At 39.1% G+C, this 19,372-nt stretch carries 18 protein-coding genes; 11 read left to right on the top strand and 7 right to left on the bottom strand.

Annotated features, from left to right (window positions below; genetic code table 11):
• Nucleotides 1-247: 247 nt before the first annotated feature.
• Together BCL90_RS13705 and BCL90_RS13700 are read right to left on the bottom strand one after the other, a co-directional pair.
• A complete protein-coding gene (locus BCL90_RS13705) occupies nucleotides 248-2,743 on the bottom strand; it encodes a PAS domain S-box protein (RefSeq protein ID WP_121284508.1) in 2,496 nt (831 codons plus the stop codon).
• An 86-nt stretch (nucleotides 2,744-2,829) separates the two neighbouring features.
• Nucleotides 2,830-3,732, bottom strand: coding sequence for a LysR family transcriptional regulator (locus BCL90_RS13700; protein ID WP_121284507.1), 903 nt, complete (start codon nucleotides 3,730-3,732; stop codon nucleotides 2,830-2,832).
• Nucleotides 3,733-3,830: 98 nt separating this feature from the next.
• On the opposite strand from BCL90_RS13700, the gene BCL90_RS13695 reads away from it, so the two are divergent.
• Nucleotides 3,831-4,460 (top strand): NAD(P)H-dependent oxidoreductase, encoded by a 630-nt coding sequence (locus BCL90_RS13695; RefSeq protein WP_121284506.1) that lies wholly within the window; start codon nucleotides 3,831-3,833, stop codon nucleotides 4,458-4,460.
• On the top strand, nucleotides 4,432-4,716 hold the full coding sequence (locus BCL90_RS13690) for a putative quinol monooxygenase (protein WP_121284505.1): 285 nt from the start codon (nucleotides 4,432-4,434) through the stop codon (nucleotides 4,714-4,716). The genes BCL90_RS13695 and BCL90_RS13690 overlap by 29 nt, the downstream gene beginning before the upstream one ends.
• Here BCL90_RS13690 and BCL90_RS13685 read toward each other — a convergent pair.
• Together BCL90_RS13685 and BCL90_RS13680 are read right to left on the bottom strand one after the other, a co-directional pair.
• Nucleotides 4,713-5,567, bottom strand: a complete 855-nt coding sequence (locus BCL90_RS13685) for an EamA family transporter (protein WP_121284504.1) — start codon at nucleotides 5,565-5,567, stop codon at nucleotides 4,713-4,715. The genes BCL90_RS13690 and BCL90_RS13685 overlap by 4 nt on opposite strands.
• A 116-nt stretch (nucleotides 5,568-5,683) precedes the next feature.
• On the bottom strand, nucleotides 5,684-6,031 hold the full coding sequence (locus BCL90_RS13680) for a hypothetical protein (RefSeq protein ID WP_121284503.1): 348 nt from the start codon (nucleotides 6,029-6,031) through the stop codon (nucleotides 5,684-5,686).
• Nucleotides 6,032-6,150: 119 nt separating this feature from the next.
• Here BCL90_RS13680 and BCL90_RS13675 point away from each other — a divergent pair, with 119 nt between their 5' ends.
• Together BCL90_RS13675 and BCL90_RS13670 are read left to right on the top strand one after the other, a co-directional pair.
• The gene (locus tag BCL90_RS13675; RefSeq protein ID WP_121284502.1) at nucleotides 6,151-6,681 is read left to right on the top strand and encodes a superoxide dismutase family protein; all 531 of its coding nucleotides are present in this window, start codon (nucleotides 6,151-6,153) and stop codon (nucleotides 6,679-6,681) included.
• 110 nt (nucleotides 6,682-6,791) lie between these two features.
• The gene (locus tag BCL90_RS13670; protein ID WP_121284625.1) at nucleotides 6,792-7,325 is read left to right on the top strand and encodes a biopolymer transporter ExbD; all 534 of its coding nucleotides are present in this window, start codon (nucleotides 6,792-6,794) and stop codon (nucleotides 7,323-7,325) included.
• A gap of 789 nt (nucleotides 7,326-8,114) precedes the next feature.
• Here the strand turns inward: BCL90_RS13670 and metK are convergent.
• Nucleotides 8,115-9,365 (bottom strand): methionine adenosyltransferase, encoded by a 1,251-nt coding sequence (gene metK / locus BCL90_RS13665; protein WP_121284501.1) that lies wholly within the window; start codon nucleotides 9,363-9,365, stop codon nucleotides 8,115-8,117.
• 224 nt (nucleotides 9,366-9,589) lie between these two features.
• Between metK and BCL90_RS13660 the strand changes: the two genes are divergently transcribed.
• From BCL90_RS13660 to hisS, 3 genes are all read left to right on the top strand, one after another.
• Nucleotides 9,590-10,471 (top strand): diacylglycerol/lipid kinase family protein, encoded by an 882-nt coding sequence (locus BCL90_RS13660; RefSeq protein ID WP_244094984.1) that lies wholly within the window; start codon nucleotides 9,590-9,592, stop codon nucleotides 10,469-10,471.
• A gap of 115 nt (nucleotides 10,472-10,586) precedes the next feature.
• Entirely contained in the window at nucleotides 10,587-10,937 is a 351-nt protein-coding gene (locus tag BCL90_RS13655; RefSeq protein WP_090504011.1) for a translation initiation factor, read from the top strand.
• Nucleotides 10,938-11,161: 224 nt separating this feature from the next.
• Nucleotides 11,162-12,604 carry a histidine--tRNA ligase gene (hisS, locus tag BCL90_RS13650; protein WP_121284499.1) on the top strand — a complete coding sequence of 481 codons (1,443 nt, stop codon included), beginning with the start codon at nucleotides 11,162-11,164 and terminating at the stop codon, nucleotides 12,602-12,604.
• 112 nt (nucleotides 12,605-12,716) lie between these two features.
• Here the strand turns inward: hisS and BCL90_RS13645 are convergent, their stop codons facing one another.
• Nucleotides 12,717-13,448 (bottom strand): class I SAM-dependent methyltransferase, encoded by a 732-nt coding sequence (locus BCL90_RS13645; protein ID WP_121284498.1) that lies wholly within the window; start codon nucleotides 13,446-13,448, stop codon nucleotides 12,717-12,719.
• 192 nt (nucleotides 13,449-13,640) lie between these two features.
• Here BCL90_RS13645 and BCL90_RS13640 point away from each other — a divergent pair, with 192 nt between their 5' ends.
• Nucleotides 13,641-14,939 (top strand): MFS transporter, encoded by a 1,299-nt coding sequence (locus tag BCL90_RS13640; protein WP_121284497.1) that lies wholly within the window; start codon nucleotides 13,641-13,643, stop codon nucleotides 14,937-14,939.
• A 257-nt stretch (nucleotides 14,940-15,196) separates the two neighbouring features.
• Here the strand turns inward: BCL90_RS13640 and BCL90_RS13635 are convergent, their stop codons facing one another.
• Nucleotides 15,197-15,577, bottom strand: coding sequence for a VOC family protein (locus BCL90_RS13635; protein ID WP_121284496.1), 381 nt, complete (start codon nucleotides 15,575-15,577; stop codon nucleotides 15,197-15,199).
• Nucleotides 15,578-15,697: 120 nt separating this feature from the next.
• On the opposite strand from BCL90_RS13635, the gene BCL90_RS13630 reads away from it, so the two are divergent.
• The 3 genes from BCL90_RS13630 (at nucleotide 15,698) to BCL90_RS13620 (ending at nucleotide 19,213) form a co-directional block, all read left to right on the top strand.
• Nucleotides 15,698-16,978, top strand: coding sequence for a replication-associated recombination protein A (locus tag BCL90_RS13630; RefSeq protein WP_121284495.1), 1,281 nt, complete (start codon nucleotides 15,698-15,700; stop codon nucleotides 16,976-16,978).
• A gap of 67 nt (nucleotides 16,979-17,045) precedes the next feature.
• Nucleotides 17,046-18,518 carry a DUF5687 family protein gene (locus BCL90_RS13625; protein ID WP_121284494.1) on the top strand — a complete coding sequence of 491 codons (1,473 nt, stop codon included), beginning with the start codon at nucleotides 17,046-17,048 and terminating at the stop codon, nucleotides 18,516-18,518.
• A 2-nt stretch (nucleotides 18,519-18,520) separates the two neighbouring features.
• Nucleotides 18,521-19,213 carry an ABC transporter ATP-binding protein gene (locus BCL90_RS13620; protein WP_121284493.1) on the top strand — a complete coding sequence of 231 codons (693 nt, stop codon included), beginning with the start codon at nucleotides 18,521-18,523 and terminating at the stop codon, nucleotides 19,211-19,213.
• The last annotated feature ends 159 nt before the right edge of the window (nucleotides 19,214-19,372 follow it).

Genomic DNA, 19,372 nt, shown 5'->3' with positions numbered 1-19,372 from the left:
TTGTCGTTCTGAACGCAGTGAAGAATCTTTAGCGCTAAGAAGAAAGATTCTTCGTTTCACTCAGAATGACAAATCTCTCTTTGTTTAGCCACGGAGGCACTGAAAACACGGAATATCCTCCGCGTATTGTCACCCTGAGCGTAGTCGAAGGGTTAGTTCGTTAGCCTCGAAATTGATCGCTTTTCTTAAAAAACCTCTGCGCCCTCTGCGGAAATCTCTGTGTCCTTTGCGGTAAAAACATAGATAATTACCTTAAAGGCAAAGTAAAATGAAACACAGAGCCTTTACCTTCTTCGCTTTCAGCCCATATCCTGCCACCATGCCGCTCAATAATTTCGGCGCTTAAATAAAGCCCGATGCCGAAGCCCGAGATTGTATGATTGCCCTGAACACGGTAATAACGTTCAAAAAGCTTGTCAATATCATCAGGTTTTATCCCTATTCCCTCATCTTTAATCTGAATTTCAACCTCAGCATCAAGTAGTTTGCAGGTTATTTCGATGCGCGTTCCATTATCGGAGTATTTTATTCCATTACTGATCAGGTTAGAAATCACATTCCCGATTTTATCCCGATCGGCGTTAATGTTAACCTCGCAGGTTGGATTTAATGTAATTTGATGTGAAGATTGTGAGATATAAGTTTCTTCGATGGTTTCCTTCAACAACTCATCTAAGTTAAAGTTGATTTTTTCGATAAGCAGCTTACCAGATTCCAAACGTGATACATTTAAAAAACCATTGATCATGGTACTCATTTTTCTGATCTGGCTATGTGTTTTTTCCAGAGCGATCATTTCATAATTGTCCTGATCTTTTTTAGCCTTGCGCTGCAAAACCTGAACAAAGCCATTAATGGCTGTTAATGGCGTTTTTAATTCATGACTGACCATCCCGATGAAATCATTTTTTCGAAGTTCATCTAGTTTTTGCTCCGTAATATCAATAAAAAGACCGGAATACTCTGCCGCATTACCATACTGGTCTACAAATACCCTCCCGGTTGCTCTAACCCATTTTTCTTCGCCGGTGATTAAATTATTTATTGGAAATTCATTATCACTTGAAGAGTGGCTGTTTAATGCATTTGTTAAAGATGCATTCAGTATATCATGATAATCGGGATTGATTGCGCTCATGATGACGTCCATTTTAGCAGGCTCATCAAGTGGCAAGCCGAGTAAATTTTTAACAAATCCCGACACGGTAATTTCGAGTGTTTTTGGGTCTACGCTCCAGGTACCCATTCTACCAGTATCAATAGCCTGAAGTAGCCTTTCTTCACTATCGGCCAGCTTTTTGGTGTATTGGATCAGGTCTTCATGTGTTTGGGCAAGTTCTTCGTTGGTAGTGGCCAATTCTTCATTTGCTGCCGCCATTTCGATGTTGATATCCTGAAGCTCTTCCTGATAAAGTTTTCGATCTGTAATATCCGGACTTACCGCAGCAATCGCGGTTATTTTATCTGTTTCCTGATCTTTTATAGCGAAACCATTCCATTCGATCCAAAATGGATTTCCTGTTTTTTCGTTCCAGAAGCGGATTTCCTGTTTAAAATTGATGCCCTGCAAAACTCCGGGTAAAAGTTTTTGGGCGGCGGGTCTGTCTGCAGGGAAAACACAGTCTACTATATTTCGGTTCGTAATATTAACCCAGCCTAATTTTCTTAATGCTGCAGGGTTCAAATATTGGATAGACATATCTAAACTGACTAAAGCGATAAACTCTGAACTGGCTTCGATGAGTTTATTTAAATTTAACCGTTCTAATTCGATTAATTTTCTTTCGGTAATATCAATACACGAACTGATGTAACCGGCAAAAGACCCGTCGGCGTGGAAACGTGGAGGGCCGCTTGCAAGCAACCATCGGTAATCCCCTTTTTTAGTCAGGATTCTAAATTCGCCTGTAAATGGTTTTTTCTCTGCCAGTGCTGAAAGATAAATGTTTAAATATCTCTCGCGGTCTTCAGGGTGGATCAGATCAGCCCAGCCAAAAGAAAGGAGATCCTTCATTGATCTGCCAGTTAAGGTAATCCAGGGTTTATTAAAGTAAATCGCATTTCCTTGCTCATCACCAACGGCAATAAAAATATCAGTTCCTTCTGCCATGGTTTTAAAGCGTTTTTCACTTTCCGACAGTTGGTTAAACCGTTCTGCAACCCTTAATTCGAGTTCGTTATTTAAAACGTGTAAGGTTTCTTGTGTTTCCTGTAATTCTTCATTAGTGGCCACCAGTTCCTCATTGGTAGCTGCAAGTTCTTCTACTGTGGCTGCAAGCTCCTCGTTCAGTACCTGTTCGCGCTGTAATGCTTCATCCTTTTCTTGCTCCCTTTCTACAGCTTCCTTCCTCAATACACGCTCGCTTACATCAATCGCGGTATGTAGGATACAGATGGTCTTGCCTTCGTCGTTTTTTATGGCCCGATATTCAAAATCAAAATAAAAGGTCTTTAGCTCACCTTCAATAATAATGTCGGCGGCAGTATCCTTTCCCGAAATCACAAGGCCTTCCAACCAGACTTTTCTGAACATCTCAATAAAAGGTTGACCTTTTAGTTCAGGCAGGGCATCTTCAAGCGATTTCCCGATCACACGCCTGTCTTTTCCCCAAATCCGCAGCATCGCATCATTTGCGGCCTGTATAATGGCCGTTTCTCCAACGTGAACAGCCGTTGCCGTATGGGTTTGATTAAAAACTTCTACTAGTTGATCATTACTTAAAAGCGGACTGGATTGACTCATTCTGGAATTTTAGGACGTGATCTAAATAATTATCTAACTTAAGTTTCTACTGAAAATAGACTTAATCAGGTTATTTTCAATAGAAACTATATACTAACCATAACCTCTTTAAAAAGTTTTTTGATTATATGAATTTCTGATGCATATTGCGTATTTTTTCTACAACCAAAGTATAAAGTGTTGGTGAGCTTTGAGGTACCTTCCCAAATAACCTTTACTTTTTCTTCTTCAACTTCTTTTTTGCAAAGAAAATCGGGGATAATTGCCAGGCCTTTTCCACCAGATAAGCAGCGGACAATTGAATTGAGATTAGGCACAATGTAGTTAGGGCGGAAATCGGCATGCTTGCCGAAGTTAAGCTGCCAGAAACGTAAAAGGTGTTCCATATCACCTGCAGTACCATACCATTTTTGGTTTTTTAACCAGGCCTCCATTCCTGCCAGATCTTTCTTTTTAACTAACGAATCAAAAGTTCGCCCGTCAGTTTCTATTCCACCTACTAAAACAATGGTTTCGGAAGAAAACGCTTCATGTTCCACATTTGGTGAGTTCCCTTTTTGTGGAGTAATAATAAGGTCTAAAATGCCTTTATCCAATTGATCGAGCATTTCTGGATATTCGCCAAAACGGATAATTACATTAAAAGGAAGGGTAGAAATATATTGTTCGAGCGTAATCTGAAAAGTTTCGAAACACATGCCTACGCTAATGGTTGGGGTATGCTTCTCCGTACTTTTCTGGAAATGTTTTTCTGCATCCTCCAGTTTGGTCAAAGGCTCCACAATAAAGTTATACAATACTTTCCCTTTTTCGGTAGGGAGCATTTTCCTGCCGGTTCGCTCGAAAAGCTTGTAGCCAACATAACTTTCTAAAGAACTTAAATGCAAACTTACCCCAGGTTGCGATATAAACAGATTTTCTGCTGCACCAGTTAAGGTTCCTGTTTTATAAATCGCCTTAAAACTCCTATACCATTCTAAATTAACCATAAAGATGTATTATAATTCTGATGCAAAGCTATGAATTAACTTGTTTTAATAATAGATGAAGGCGCAGTAATTTTGTGTTATCAAATAGAAAAAACGAAATGACAAAAATATTCATTATCAACGGAGGACAAAAATTTGGTCATTCTGGTGGCAGGTTTAACGAGACAATAGCTAATGCAACAGTCGATTTTTTTACTTCAATGAAAGAATTTGAAGTAAAAACAACCAATATCAACCAAGATTATAACCCCAGTGAAGAGGTTGAAAAATATGTTTGGGCGGATGTTGTAATTTACCATACCCCAATCTGGTGGTTCCAGTTGCCACACGGATTTAAAAAATATATTGATGTGGTATTCACCGAAGGTCATAAAAAAGGAATTTATGTTAGCGATGGGCGTAAGGCGGATCATCCAACCAGAAATTATGGTACAGGTGGTATGTTGCACGGACGGAAATATATGGTAACATCATCATGGAATGCACCAAAAGAAGCTTTTACTTTGCCTGGAGAATTCTTTATGGAAACCAGTGTGGATGATGGTGTCTTGTTTGGTTTCCACAGAATGAATGCCTTTACCGGAATGGGGCGAATAGATGGCATCCATTTTCATGATGTGGAAAAGAATGCAGATATTAGGAGTGCACTTAAATTATACCAGGAACATTTAACCCAAAATTTTTTAAATACAGAAGTATATGAGCATTTACTTAACAGCAATAGTTAAAAGCAAACAAGAAACCACCGTGGCATTAAGAACGATGCTGCTGGATATGGTGGTAAATTCGCGTAAGGAAGAAGCCTGCATTCAGTACGATCTGCATGAGTCGGCAGTTGATCATACCTTTATTTTTCAGGAAGAGTGGAAAGATCAGGCAGGTTTAGATCTGCACAATAAGCACCCATATATTTTAGCCTTTGTAGCACAGGCTGATCAGTTGACAGATGGTATTGTAATTTATAAAACAGAAAAACTGGCCTAATTATTTTTCGTGCGCCTGGCTGTTAATGAAGAACCTGCTGAAGCAATGACAACAAAAGCCACGGCAAAACACTCTTTTAATGTGAGGTATTCTTGTAAAAAAACAAGTGCGGCTAATGAGGCCATAGCAGGTTCTAAACTCATTAAGATACTGAAAGTCCGGGCTGGAAGCTGTTTAAGGGCTCTCATTTCCAGGGTAAAGGGAATGGCGCTTGATAGTAGTGCAAGTGCTGCTCCTAAACCCAATAATTTCGGGTTTAGCGTGCTTAAACCGCCGCCATAAATTCCAAAGGGCAAAATTACTATTGCAGCAAATAACATCCCGATAGCAACGGCATCACCACCTTTCATTATTTTGGAAATTCTACCTCCCAAAATAATATAGCCTGCCCAGAAAACGCCGGCCAAAAGTGCCAGCAGTACGCCAGCTAGATTAAGTCCTGTGCCTGTCCATGGCGTAATCAATACAATACCGGTAGCAGCAAGTACCACCCACAGAAAATCAATAGGTTTCTTCGATCCAAAAATGGCTAGTCCTAAAGGTCCTACGAATTCTAATGTTACCCCTAAACCGATCGGAATTCTTGCTATGGCCATATAAAAAACCAGATTCATTACTCCCAAACACACACCGTATAGGATCACGTATTTCCATTGTTTAGCATTAAGTTTAAATAGGTTTGGTCTAAAGGCAATTAGTAGGATTATCGCAGATAAGCCGATCCGTAAAGATGCTGTTGCAGCAGCCCCAATTTGCGGGAAAAGCCCTTTTGCAATTGCCGCTCCACATTGCACACTGATAATTGACAATAAAACTGCAGGTATGGGGGGAATATTGATTTTGCTTTTCATTAAGGGCACTCGTAAATTGAGGCGCAAAATTAGGGAATTATAACCCGCTAATATTTTAAAATAAAAAAAGGGAGAATCAGATTACGCTGTTCTCCCTGTATCATGTTTTTAGATTATTAACTGAATAATTCCTGCTCGTCTCTGTTTTCAGTTGGGATCTTTTTTAAGAAATCGTCAAAAGATGGCCCGTCGTTATCCGAATAGATGCCATAAGCGTCTAATATATATCCAATATTTTTATCCTGATCTTCCAGAAGATACAATACGGAATTATCAGCAGGGTCTGAATCTCCTTCAAATCGATAGGTCTTAACAATTGTTAAATCCTCAGGTTTATAAATTTTACCCAACGATTTACTTTGCATCTTACCGTGGTCAGACATTTTTAGTTCGTTATCTTTTCCTTTCAGCCTCAATTTCTCCAGAATTTGACTCAAAGTGTTCATTGCAGTTGGCTGTTCCATAGTTATACGATTTTATAATGATTAAACAAGTGGTATTCGAAATGGTTTTAACCGGATCTGTTTTAGATCAAACTAAATGATTGTCAATGTGTTTAGTATGTAAACTAAATTTTAATAAAATGAAAAAATATCTTTTAAGCATAGCCATTGCAGGCCTTGCATTTTTAAGTGCCTGTACTAAAACCGACAAAGAAATTGCACAGGCAACATTAACCGAAACGGCCGATAACACCAAAACCATTGGAACGGCAAAATTTTACGAACTGAGCGACGGGAAAATTAAGATGGATATCGAGATGAATTTTGCTGCACGTGCTGATAGCAATGTTGCCGTCCACTTTCACGAGCATGGCGATTGCGGCAATATGGGCGAAAATACACATGGCCACTGGAATCCAACGAAAGAAGTACATGGGAAATGGGGATCTGCAGCTTACCACAGTGGCGATATTGGTAATATCATGTTAGATAGTAAAGGCCATGCCACACTTTCGGTTACTACAGATAGATGGAGTATAAAAGATGGCGATGTTAAAAATATTATCGGACGAGGAATTATTGTACATGGAGGTACAGATGATTATACCACGCAACCTACCGGCAACTCCGGACCACGGGTGGGCTGTGGTGTTATTGAAGCAGTGAAATAATTTGTATTAAAATGATCGTCATTGCTGACCTTCTTAAGCGGCTAAATTTTTAGCTGCTTTTTTTATGCAATTTGATCAAGGTTGTCATCATCATTAAAAACCTAATCATTATGGCAACTCTAAACGAATCTCAAAGCGGCAAGGCCGTAAAAGGAAGAACCAAAAAAGCAGCACCAAAAGTAGATCTTACTGCGATGGTAGACCTGATGTTCTTATTAACTACATTTTTTATGCTTACCACAACATTGAGCCAATTAAATGCTGCAGATATTGCTAAGCCTGTTAATGAACATGATATTGATCTTGCACCTTTCCCCGAATCGCGTACCATGACCATTGTACTGGGTAAAGATAACAAGGCAGTTTCTTATATGGGAACTATTGAAAAGGCCAATATGAAAGTGATCCCTATGGGAAGTCTCCAAAAGGAAATTAAGTCGAATAAGCTATTGGTGGCGGCTACCCATCAGAACAGTTCATCAAAGTACATGATCGTGATCATCAAACCGGGCAAAACGGCCAAGTTCCAAAATTTTGTTGATGCAGTTGATGAAATGAAAATTGCGGATATTAAATCTTATAGCATAGACGATGATCATTTCGACGGGAAAGAGTTATCGTTTATGAAAATGAATGGCATATAGATCAATGATTTTAAATAGATATAAAATGTTTAGGGCTAAAAAATAAATTGAATATAATAAAGGTCAATTGATTTCTTTTATTTTGGAAAGCAATTGTAGTAAGTCTTTTTAATGTTAGTCCTGCTTTTTGCTTGTAGTCCCGATTAGAAAAAAATCGGGAGCTACCCGCTTCAATCAGGTTTAGATAGGCTAGGTTTTTGCAACTATCTTAGGTTGTGCAGGTGTGCCAGAAAAACTTACGAAGTCGGCCCCGGCTAAGCGAAACTTCGTAAGTTTGGCCTGTTAGCACCAAACCCAGGTTAACTAAACCCGACAGCAGCGGACACCGAACGCAGAGAGGTAAAGCGAATGGCGGGGCTTTCGGAACCGATAAACACAGGAACCTGCTTTTCAAAAAACGTTGAGAATTCAAATTATCTAATGTCAGATGGAAACATCAGACACCACATCAAAAAACTTACGAAGTTGGTCCCGGCTTGGGCTAAGCGAAACTTCGTAAGTTTGGCCTGTCAGCACCAAGCTCAGGTTAGCTAAACCTGACAGGAGCGAACACCGAACGTAGGGAGGTAAAGCGGATGGCAGGGTTTTCCGACCCGATGAATGCAGGACTCTGCTTTTCAAAAAAACATCAATGATTTTTCTACTGTTTGTTGAGCCACCACACATGGTGGTGTTGGATGTTACCATCCGACATAGATTTTTACAGTCAGATGGTAACATCTGACTTCACGATAACAAAAAAGGCGTTCTGCAATGCTGCAAAACGCCTTTTCTGAAAATTTATTTTGATTATATGCCGAAAGCAGCTTTAACCTGATCTACGTAATCCAATTTCTCCCAGGTAAACAAATCAACCGTAACCGTTTTTTCTTCACCGTTTGGTGTTCTGAAAGTTTTGGTAACCGTTTCTGGCGTACGGCCCATGTGTCCATAAGCAGCAGTTTCGCTGTAAATTGGGTTTCTTAACTTTAAACGTTGCTCAATAAAATAAGGACGCATATCAAAAATTGATTCAACAATTTTAGCAATCTCGCCATCAGTTTTACCTACTTTACCCGTTCCGTAAGTATTGATGTAAATACCCATTGGTTTTGCAACACCGATAGCGTAAGATACCTGAACCAAAATTTCGTCAGCAATACCGGCAGCCACTAAGTTTTTAGCGATGTGACGGGTAGCATAAGCTGCACTTCTATCTACCTTACTTGGATCTTTACCAGAAAAAGCGCCACCGCCGTGAGCACCTTTACCACCGTAAGTATCAACAATGATTTTTCTACCAGTTAAACCAGTATCGCCATGCGGACCACCGATTACAAATTTACCGGTTGGATTAATGTGGTACTCAATTTTATCGTTAAATAAATGTGCGTAAGCCGGGTTGTTTTTGATGATTCTTGGAATCAGGATATTTACCAGATCAGTTTTGATTTTGGCCAACATGGCGGCTTCTTCATCAAAATCATCATGCTGTGTAGAAATTACAATGGCATCGATGCGAACTGGTTTATTATGATCATCGTACTCTAAAGTAACCTGGCTTTTTGCATCCGGGCGTAAATAAGTGATTTCGTTATTTTCGCGACGTAAAACAGCCAATTCCTGTAATAATTTATGAGAAAGGTTTAATGCCAGGGGCATGTAATCTTCAGTTTCGTTAGTTGCATAACCAAACATCATGCCCTGATCGCCTGCACCTTGCTCTTCTTTGCTGCTTCTATCTACACCCTGGTTAATGTCTTGCGACTGCTCGTGTATGGCCGATAAAATACCGCAAGAGTTGGCTTCGAACATGTATTCACTTTTGGTGTAACCAATTTTCTTGATTACATCACGTGCAATCTGTTGTACATCTAAATATGTTTTAGATTTTACCTCACCTGCTAAAATAACCTGACCAGTAGTTACCAGAGTTTCGCAAGCTACTTTTGATTCTGGATCGAAAGCCAAAAAATTATCAATTAACGCATCCGAAATTTGATCGGCGATTTTATCTGGGTGACCTTCAGAAACAGATTCTGATGTAAATAAATATGACATTTATTAAATAATTAATGATAAATAAACAAATTTACAATTGCCAAACCCCTTGGAAACAGGTGTTGAAATGATTGAAAGGAGGCATTAGCAATTTTTTTAAGTGGTTGCAATCCGGTCCCGTGGTATCGGGATAGCAAATCAATCCACTTTTTTACTGCCGCAAAATTAGCATATTTTCTTTATTTCAAAAATTATAGATTATTTTGTGCACTCAATCTTACACTTTGCACACAAAGATCAATATTCTCTTTATCATAAATCCTATCTCTGGTGGGAGGGGGAAACTGCGCATTCCAGATTTTATCGATAAATACCTGGATAAGGAAAAGTTTAGTCCCAATTTCGTTTTTAGCGAATATGTGGGGCATGCCGGCGAACTGGCAGACGAAGCGTCTATCAAAAACTTTGACGTAATTATAGCTGCAGGTGGCGATGGCACCATAAACGAGGTAGCCACAAAAGTGTTAAAGCACAATAAAATTTTAGGGATTTTGCCGCTGGGATCAGGCAATGGACTTGCCCGCTTTTTAAGTATTTCCAAAAACTTAAGGTATGCGCTATCTATTATCAATAATTTTAAGATTGATGAAATTGATACGGCTGAATTTAACAAAAAATGTTTTTTCAACCTGGCTGGAATGGGATTTGATGCCCACTTGAGTTCAGTTTTTTCGAAAGACAAAAAACGCGGATTATCAGGTTATGTAAAACTGGGTTTTAAAGAGGTTTTTAACTATAAGGCGCAAACTTATCATTTGAATATCGACGGTACCGAATATACCAGAAAAGCCTTCGCCATCAGCATTGCCAATTCATCGCAGTATGGAAACGATGTTTATATTGCGCCAAATGCTTCGGTAAAGGACGGGTTGCTGGATGTTTGCATTATTAAACCCTTCCCGATAATAAAACTGCCTGTTTTAGGTTATGTAATGTTAAGGGGCAAAGCAGAAAGTTCTGATATGATTGAAATTATTAAAGGAAAAAATATTAAAATTATAAGGGAAACGGCAGGAGCGGTGCACGTAGATGGCGAGCCATTGCAAATGGGAACAGAGATAGCAGCGGTGGTGAACCCGCTCTCGTTAAAAGTGATTGTTCCTTGAGTATAGCGCTAAGCGTAAAGCGGTTGGCGGAGATGATCTATTGATCGGCTATTAAGCCATGAACGATTAAACTATCAACCATGAACCAATCACTAATGAACCCTTTTTATAAAACATGAAACCAAAGAAAAACAGTTTAAGCGATCTTGGCGGAATTATGTATTCTACCAATCCCGAATTCGAATACGAAGAAGAAGTTGATGATACCGTTACCTCGCCGAATAACCAGCAGGATTTAAGGGTAATGCTTGATAAAAAGAACCGAGGCGGTAAAGCTGTAACGTTGATTACAGGTTTCAGGGGCCGCTCAGAAGATTTAGAAGTATTGGGCAAAATGCTGAAGACCAAATGTGGTGTAGGCGGCTCAGTTAAAGATGGCGAAATTATGATTCAGGGGGATGTTCGTGATAAAGTGATGGGTATTCTGCAAAAAGATGGCTATAAAGTGAAAAAGGCCGGGGGATAATTGAAAAAGCTGTCATCCTGAGTGCAACGAAGGATCTTTTTCTTGTTCATCGCGAGCATAAAAGATTGCTTCCCCAAAAAGTCGGAATTTCTCTTCGCAATTGCGAAGTACAAAGCAATCTTAAAGCACTCGCACGTATCGGTCGTTGTAAGATTGCTTCGTCGTTCCTCCTCGCAATGACGAATCTTTGTTTTTAAACCTTACATTTTTGTACTTTTGCGGCTATGTCAGTTATTAAACCCTCATTAGCAAAAGGAACCCGCGATTTTACTCCGGTTGAAATGGTAAAACGCAACCTTATTTACGATACCATTAAAACGGTATTCAGGAAATATGGTTATGCTGAAATCCAGACGCCAAGTTTTGAAAATCTTTCTACCCTAACCGGAAAGTACGGCGATGAAGGTGATAAACTGATTTTTAAAATTTTAAATAGTGGTTTCTTTTCAGATAAGGTTATTCTAAACAAGGAAACTATTACGGAAGTTGCAGGTAATCTTGATTTATATGTGGGAAATAAGGTTCCTATGAGAGCATTAAAGAATGAAAATCAATTACTGAATGAAATCTCTGAAAAAGCTTTACGTTACGATTTAACAGTGCCTTTTGCCCGTTATGTGGTGATGCACCAACATGAGATTACTTTGCCTTTCAAACGTTTCCAGGTACAGCCCGTTTGGCGTGCCGATCGTCCGCAAAAAGGCAGGTACCGCGAATTTTATCAGTGTGATGTGGATGTGGTAGGATCTGAAAGTTTGTTGAATGAAGCTGAATTTATTTTGATCTACAATGAAGCCTTAAGCAAATTGGGACTAAAAGATTTCAGCATAAAAATTAATAACCGGAAAATTTTATCAGGTATTGCTGAGATCATTGGTAAACCTGATTTGATAATCGATATGACTGTGGCCATTGATAAACTGGATAAAATCGGTTTAGATGGTGTAAGTAAAGAATTGTTGGAACGTGGTTTTACCGAAGCTGATTTAGAAAAACTCCGCCCGGTAATTTTATTGGAAGGTACCAACGAAGAAAAACTGACCAGTCTGAAAGAAGTTTTAGCCCAATCCGAAACCGGTTTGAAAGGCGTTGCCGAGATTGAACAGGTTTTTGAATATGTAGATAGCCTGATTTCTTATGGCTTACCGTTGGTTGCTAAATTAGAACTCGATATTACTCTGGCCCGAGGCTTAAATTATTATACCGGCTGTATTTTCGAGGTTAAAACCAATGAAGTGGCTATGGGCAGTATTGGTGGTGGTGGTCGTTATGATGATTTAACAGGCATGTTTGGTTTAAAAGATTTAACCGGTGTGGGTGTTTCTTTTGGTGCCGACCGTATTTATGATGTATTGGAAGAACTTAACCTTTTTCCTGCTTCAGCAGAGGTTGGAACAAAAGTATTGATCAGTAATTTTGATACGGAAGCCGAAAAATATGCCTTGCCGATTGTTCAGCAGTTTAGAAATGCCGGTATTTCAGCTGAATTATATCCAAGTTCGGCCAAACTGAAAAAACAAATGGCCTATGCCGATGCCAAAAATATCCCCTACGTAATTTTAATAGGAGGCGATGAAATTGCTAGTGGCGAACTTACATTAAAAGATATGCAAAGCGGAGAGCAGAAAAAACTAACTGTTTTAGGTATACTGGAGTTGTTGAAGTAATCTCTGTTTTTTACCGCAAAGTACACAAAGGTTTTCGCAAAGAAACGCAGAGGATCGGTTATGTACCCCGCTTTGTGCACTTTGCGCTTCCTTCTTTTCTTTGCGGTTAAACCTATTGTCCAACCCGCAATAAAATCGGGAAATGAACATCTTTCTCTGCATCATCACCCCAGGCTTCTTTTAGTTCGGTAAATAGGTATTCGAGTGGATTCCGCTCGTTGGCTTTTTTGTAGTGTTGCAAGGAAGACCAGGTATTTAAATAGCCAATTAACTGGTTAAAATTCCAGGTGGTTTTGATCTGAAAATGTGGTGCAACTATTTCTTCGAAAGGGAATGGAATAGTTTTATAACCTTCTTCAATGTAGCGGCGTTCACTGTCCCAGTATTTGCCTAATATATCTTCATAAAGTTTATGGATAACTTTATCTACTTCTTTATCGATAGACATAATCCCATAACCAATTGCCGCAAAAAGCCCGTCGGGTTTTAGTGTTCGCTTAACCTCTGCATAAAAGGCTTCGAAGTTAAACCAGTGGATGGCTTGCGCTACCACAATCAGATCAAAACTGGCATCGCCAACTGAAGTTTGTTCTGCCGGCTCCACTTTGTAAGTGATATTTGGCAATTGTAAAGCGTTTTTTAATTGATTTTCGCTAATGTCTGTTGCATAAACCGACCCGAAATGCTGAGCCAATACACGCGCAACCTGGCCATTGCCTGTGGCACAATCCCAGGCAGTTTCTTTGTTTTTTAGCAGACTAAAAAGATAATCGTACAATTCCGGCGGATATGTTGGTCGGTATATGGCATAATCGGCAGATTGGGTAGAAAAGTTATCTTTCATTTTTATTAATGATTGAATGTTGAATGGCGGAAGGAGTAAATGTAATCGCGATGAAAATAACTCCGCTCTTTCTTTATAAAATTATTATATTTTTGATTAACAACTGGGGTTAATTTAAGTTTCATATTGGGTTATTGAATTACTCATTCATTCATTCAATCACTTACTCACTCTCTCATTCAATATTATACTATGGAAAAAACAGGACAAAAAGACGAAATCAAGGGCGTAGAATACCGGCTGAAATCTATTTTTGGTGGTTCGGTTGGCAATCTTGTTGAGTGGTACGATTGGTACACCTATTCTGCTTTTGCACTTTATTTTTCTCCGGCTTTTTTTCCGAATAGCAATCCAACGGCCCAGTTATTGAATACTGCAGGCATTTTTGCCGTGGGATTTTTAATGCGCCCTATTGGAGGTTGGTTATTTGGTAGCATTGCTGATAAATTAGGCAGAAAACGCGCGATGACACTTTCTGTGTTAATAATGGCTATAGGCTCGTTGATTATCGGTTTAACCCCAGGTTACAAACGAATCGGTATAGCCGCTCCGCTGTTGCTTGTGTTTGCAAGATTGATACAGGGCTTGAGTACCGGTGGCGAATATGGAACCTCTGCTACTTATCTAAGCGAAATGGCCACCAAAAAGCACCGTGGCTTTTATTCAAGTTTTCAGTACGTAACGTTGATTGGCGGACAATTATTAGCTTTAGGGATTCAGCTGATTTTGCAGAACTGGTTACTTACTCCTGCCCAGTTACACAGTTGGGGTTGGCGAATTCCTTTTTTTATTGGTGCTGTTCTCTCTTTTATTGCGTTATATCTGCGTAGACATATCAATGAAACGGCGGCCTTTAAAAGTAAAAATTCAAAAGACAAAAAAGGAGGCATCGCTGTATTATTGAAATATCCGAAGGAGATTTTTACGGTTGTGGGTTTAACTTTGGGCGGTACAATTGCCTTTTACACATTTAGCACCTATATGCAAAAGTTTCTTGTGAATACGGTTCACCTGAGTAACGAAACCTCTACAATGTTATCATTCATTTCGTTGCTGGTTTTTGCCATTATGCAGCCTTTGTTTGGTTTGTTATCCGATAAAATCGGTAGAAAGCCCTTGTTAATCGGCTTTGGGGTATTGGGCACTTTATGTACCTATCCAATTTTAACAGGCTTGGCAGGCGAAACCAATACCACAATTATTTTTTTATTGATGATAGGTGCCTTGATTATTGTAAGTGGCTATACCAGTATTAACGCGGTGGTAAAAGCAGAACTTTTTCCTGCTGAAATCAGGGCTTTGGGTGTAGGTTTGCCTTATGCCTTAACTGTTGCCATTTTCGGTGGAACGGCAGAATATTTTGCGCTTTGGTTTAAAAATATTGGTCACGAAAATTATTTCTACTGGTACGTAACCGGATGTATTTTGATTTCGCTGGTTTTGTATACGACTATGAAAGATACGAAGCACCACTCGAAGATTGAGGATTAGTCTTTCTTATTTGGGTACACCACCTAAGTCATCTTAGAACAGTTAAGTTTTATGCATCCTAAATAGTCCTCGTTTGTAACGAGGATTATAGAGATTTGCATTTGTAATGCAGTTAAGCAAACTAAATGGCGATAAAATCGCCTTTCTCTTTTATCCTCGTTGAAAACGAGGACAATGAAAGTTTTATGCACCTAACTAAGATGATCTCAGGTGACTAAGATGGTGAATAAAAAATGAACAGCTTTAATAAATGAAAACTACAAATAATTACTCACCTCAATTAAATTCATATCCGGATCGCGCAAATAAATAGAAATAATTTTACCATTTGCTCCCGTCCGTTCTACAGGCCCTTCTTCAACCTCTATACATTTTTCTTTCAGTTCATGCATCACCTCAGGAAGTGGAAAATCGGTAATAAAACATAAATCGGCCGTACCCGGCATCGGTTTAAATGCTTTTGGCTCAAACTCACTTCCATATTGGTGAAGATTGATTTTTTGATTACCAAACTTCAGCGCTTTTCGGTTTTTACCAAAGTCAATAATTTCCATTCCCAAGGCAAGACTGTAAAACCTGCAGGTACTTTCTAAATTAGCAACCGTAAGTACAAGATGGTCTAAGTTTTTAATGTTCATAGTAATAAATTAGAACTAAAGCACTCGTCCTTTTGTTTTAGCTAAAGGATTTTATAATCCTGACATTTGGTTAGCAGATTATCGACCAACAAAATAACCAATTTTTATATATTTACGATTATGCAAAACCTGCCTCCTTTAGCCGAACGTATGCGCCCTCAAAATCTCGATGAATATGTAGGGCAAAAACATTTAGTCGGACTGGGAGCGGTGTTACGCAAAGCCATTGAAAGCAGTCAGCTGCCATCCATGATTTTTTGGGGACCTCCGGGAGTAGGGAAAACCACTTTAGCCTATATCATTTCGCAGGCATTAGACCGGCCCTTTTTTAACCTGAGTGCCATTAACAGTGGCGTGAAAGATATCCGAGAGGTAATCGATCGGGCTGCGCAGCTAAAAGATAGCTTTCTGGGTTTGCCCATTTTGTTTATTGATGAGATCCATCGGTTTAGCAAATCGCAACAGGATAGTTTGTTGGGCGCAGTTGAACGGGGTTTGGTTACTTTAATCGGTGCAACAACCGAAAATCCATCCTTCGAGGTTATTTCCGCTTTGCTTTCCCGTTGTCAGGTTTACATTTTAAAATCCCTTACAGAAGAAGAATTAGTCGGTTTGTTGCAAACAGCCATTAAAAAAGATGCTGTTCTTGCCGAGAAAAAAATCACGATAAAAGAGCACGAGGCCTTAATCCGGTTATCTGGTGGCGATGCACGAAAGCTCTTAAACGTGCTCGAAATCGCCATCAATGGCATTGGTGGTAATAAAATAATACTCACCAATGAGAATGTACTGGCGCATGCACAACAAAACCTCGCGCTGTATGATAAAGCAGGAGAACAGCATTACGATATCATTTCTGCATTTATTAAATCAATCCGTGGTAGCGACCCCAACGCTGCGGTTTACTGGTTAGCCAGGATGATAGAAGGCGGAGAAGATCCTTTATTTATTGCCCGCAGGTTATTGATCTTATCTTCAGAAGATATCGGAAATGCTAATCCAAATGCACTTTTGTTAGCCAATAACTGTTTTACGGCGGTTAATGTAATCGGATATCCGGAGGCAAGGATTATCTTATCACAATGTGTAACCTATCTGGCCAGTTCGCCAAAAAGCAATGCCTCTTATGAGGCCATTAACAAAGCGCAGGCTTTGGTTAAACAGACCGGGAATCTACCTGTACCTTTACATATCCGCAATGCACCGACCAAACTGATGAAAAATATCGGTTACGGGAAAGATTATCAATATTCGCACGGATACGAAGGTAATTTTTCGCCCCAGGAATATTTTCCGGAAGAATTAAGCGGCACAAAGCTCTACGATCCGGGTAAAAATGCTGCAGAAGAGAAACTGCGCGAAAAGCTAAGACAAAATTGGAAAGACAAATACAAATATTAATGTAACATTTTTCCCCGAATGAGTACTAATAGGTATATTGACTAAAAATCAAACACCTAAACTAAATATGCTGAGTATTTTTTTAAGCCATCAAAGAAAATCTTTTTGGCGTTCGCGGAACAGAGGCAGTAGTATTGCTGGCCAGATTGTTTTGGGTTTCTTTATGTTGTACTTTTTTTCTTTGGCACTTGGTGCCGGTCTGGGTATGTCTCATTTATTGGCTTACTTTTTTCCAAACCAAGATGTAATTAAAAGTTTCAACGGTATCATCCTTTATTATTTCGCGTTTGATTTTATCATGCGCCTGCAGTTTCAGGAGCTGCCAACCTTAAGTATTATCCCTTATCTGCATTTAAGGATTTCGAGAAGTAAAATCGTCAGGTTTTTAAATGTTAAGGCGCTTTTTTCAGCATTTAACCTTTGGCCGTTTTTTATTTTTCTGCCATTCTGTTTTATTAAGATTTTGCCTGAATATGGAGCACTGGCTATGCTGATGTATATCGTTTCGATATTCTCGGTGATGGTTTTCAATAATTACCTGGTGTTATACATTAAGCGGAAATCGATCACCAATACTCTTTATACCTTTTTCGGACTGGTTGTAATTGCTGCTTTTGCTGCTTTAGAGTATTATAAGGTTATTTCGATTATGGCCGCTTCCGATTTTGTGTTCCGTGCCATTGCTGCGCACCCTTATTATGCCTTTGCATTTACCCTGGCAGCTGTAGCTATATTTTACCTTAACTCTACTTTCTTGCGTAAAAACTTGTATGTAGAAGAGTTAAGTAGTAAACAAGAGAAAAAAGGCAGTACCGATTATGCTTTCCTTAACCGTTTTGGGAAAGTTGGCGAGCTGGCCGCTTTAGAGTTAAAATTAATTCTCCGTCACAAACGCCCGCGCTCAGCGGTGATTTTGGGTTTCTTTTTCCTTTTTTATGGATTTATCTTCTATAAGGAAAAGGCAATCAATAGCGATGCTTTTGGTCAGATGATGTTTGGTGCCATTTTTATGACTGGCGTTTCTATCATTATTTATGGTCAGTTTATGTTTGCCTGGCAAAGTGCCCATTTTGATGGCATATTGGCCAACAAAATCAATTTTAAAGATTATATCAAGGCTAAATTTTTGCTTTTTACCATTGGCTGTACCATTATTACGGTTTTGGCAAGTTTTTATGGTTTTTTAAGCCCGAAATTATTGCTCCTGCACTTGGCGGCTTATTTCTATAACATTGGCTTTGGAACTGTTGTCGTGCTTTACCTGGCTACCTTAAACTATAAACGCCTGGATATAACCAAAGCCGCAAGCTTTAATTACCAGGGAACCGGTGCTACCCAATGGCTTTTAATGTTCCCTTACGCACTTACACCTATTTTAATGTATGTACCCTTTGGCATATTAAATAAACCTTATTGGGGATTGGCTGTAGTAGGCATATTCGGTTTGATTATGCTGTTGATGCGGGGCTTCTGGGTAAACTACATTGCAAAAAGACTTGAAAAACAACGATATAAAATTGCCGAAGGCTTTAGAGAATAATTATGATTTTAGAAGTTAAAAAATTACAAAAAGTTTATGGCGATAAAACCGTTGTAAACATCGAAGATCTACAGATTGCTGCCGGAGAGACCGTGGGTTTAGTAGGAAATAACGGTGCAGGTAAAACTACCTTCTTTAGGATGCTTCTAGACCTGATCCGCCCAACCACAGGCGAGGTTTTATCCAAAGGCCAAAATGTTATGCAGAATGATACCTGGAAAGATTATACCGCATCATTTCTGGACGAAGGTTTCCTGATCGATTATTTGACGCCTGAAGAATATTTTATTTTTATCGGCAGTTTACACAATTTAAGTGTCGCTGATGTTTCTGCATACCTTAACCAATACGGTGAGTTTTTTAATGGCGAAATCCTCAATAGTGGTAAATACATCCGCGATTTTAGCAAGGGAAACCAGGTTAAAGTAGGTATTGCTGCCGCTTTGATGCAAAAGCCCGAGATCTTAATTTTGGATGAACCTTTTGCCAACCTCGATCCAACCACGCAGATCCGCTTAAAGAATTTGTTAAAAGCACAGGCAGGCAACATGACAACTTTTATCTCTAGTCACGATTTAAACCATGTTACCGATGTTTGTAGCAGGATTGTTCTGGTAGAAAAAGGGAAAGTGATCAAAGATTTTAAAACGGACGAAAATACTTTAAAAGAATTGGAGAGTTATTTCTCTGCATAGTTTTTGTACTAAGAATGATACAATGTATTTGGGTTCAGATTTATCTGAACCCTTTTTTTGTATACGAAATTGCCATTTGTAGCTAAATTGGTCAAAAAACATGATTCCAATAGTTTTTGGCATTGTGTTTGAATATGTCGGTTAGAAATTATAAATCTT

Source organism: Pedobacter alluvionis, from assembly GCF_003664035.1.
Taxonomy (GTDB): Bacteria; Bacteroidota; Bacteroidia; order Sphingobacteriales; family Sphingobacteriaceae; genus Pedobacter; species Pedobacter alluvionis.
The sequence above is the reverse complement of the archived record's forward strand: the minus strand, read 5'-3'. Positions and strand labels throughout refer to the sequence as shown.

Excerpts from the sequence above, each read along its gene's own strand:
- BCL90_RS13705 (WP_121284508.1), bottom strand. The coding sequence starts at position 2,743 with ATGAGTCAATCCAGTCCGCTTTTAAGTAATGATCAACTAGTAGAAGTT.
- BCL90_RS13700 (WP_121284507.1), bottom strand. The coding sequence starts at position 3,732 with ATGGTTAATTTAGAATGGTATAGGAGTTTTAAGGCGATTTATAAAACA.
- BCL90_RS13695 (WP_121284506.1), top strand. The coding sequence starts at position 3,831 with ATGACAAAAATATTCATTATCAACGGAGGACAAAAATTTGGTCATTCT.
- BCL90_RS13690 (WP_121284505.1), top strand. The coding sequence starts at position 4,432 with ATGAGCATTTACTTAACAGCAATAGTTAAAAGCAAACAAGAAACCACC.
- BCL90_RS13685 (WP_121284504.1), bottom strand. The coding sequence starts at position 5,567 with ATGAAAAGCAAAATCAATATTCCCCCCATACCTGCAGTTTTATTGTCA.
- BCL90_RS13680 (WP_121284503.1), bottom strand. The coding sequence starts at position 6,031 with ATGGAACAGCCAACTGCAATGAACACTTTGAGTCAAATTCTGGAGAAA.
- BCL90_RS13675 (WP_121284502.1), top strand. The coding sequence starts at position 6,151 with ATGAAAAAATATCTTTTAAGCATAGCCATTGCAGGCCTTGCATTTTTA.
- BCL90_RS13670 (WP_121284625.1), top strand. The coding sequence starts at position 6,792 with ATGGCAACTCTAAACGAATCTCAAAGCGGCAAGGCCGTAAAAGGAAGA.
- metK (WP_121284501.1), bottom strand. The coding sequence starts at position 9,365 with ATGTCATATTTATTTACATCAGAATCTGTTTCTGAAGGTCACCCAGAT.
- BCL90_RS13655 (WP_090504011.1), top strand. The coding sequence starts at position 10,587 with ATGAAACCAAAGAAAAACAGTTTAAGCGATCTTGGCGGAATTATGTAT.
- hisS (WP_121284499.1), top strand. The coding sequence starts at position 11,162 with ATGTCAGTTATTAAACCCTCATTAGCAAAAGGAACCCGCGATTTTACT.
- BCL90_RS13645 (WP_121284498.1), bottom strand. The coding sequence starts at position 13,448 with ATGAAAGATAACTTTTCTACCCAATCTGCCGATTATGCCATATACCGA.
- BCL90_RS13640 (WP_121284497.1), top strand. The coding sequence starts at position 13,641 with ATGGAAAAAACAGGACAAAAAGACGAAATCAAGGGCGTAGAATACCGG.
- BCL90_RS13635 (WP_121284496.1), bottom strand. The coding sequence starts at position 15,577 with ATGAACATTAAAAACTTAGACCATCTTGTACTTACGGTTGCTAATTTA.
- BCL90_RS13630 (WP_121284495.1), top strand. The coding sequence starts at position 15,698 with ATGCAAAACCTGCCTCCTTTAGCCGAACGTATGCGCCCTCAAAATCTC.
- BCL90_RS13625 (WP_121284494.1), top strand. The coding sequence starts at position 17,046 with ATGCTGAGTATTTTTTTAAGCCATCAAAGAAAATCTTTTTGGCGTTCG.
- BCL90_RS13620 (WP_121284493.1), top strand. The coding sequence starts at position 18,521 with ATGATTTTAGAAGTTAAAAAATTACAAAAAGTTTATGGCGATAAAACC.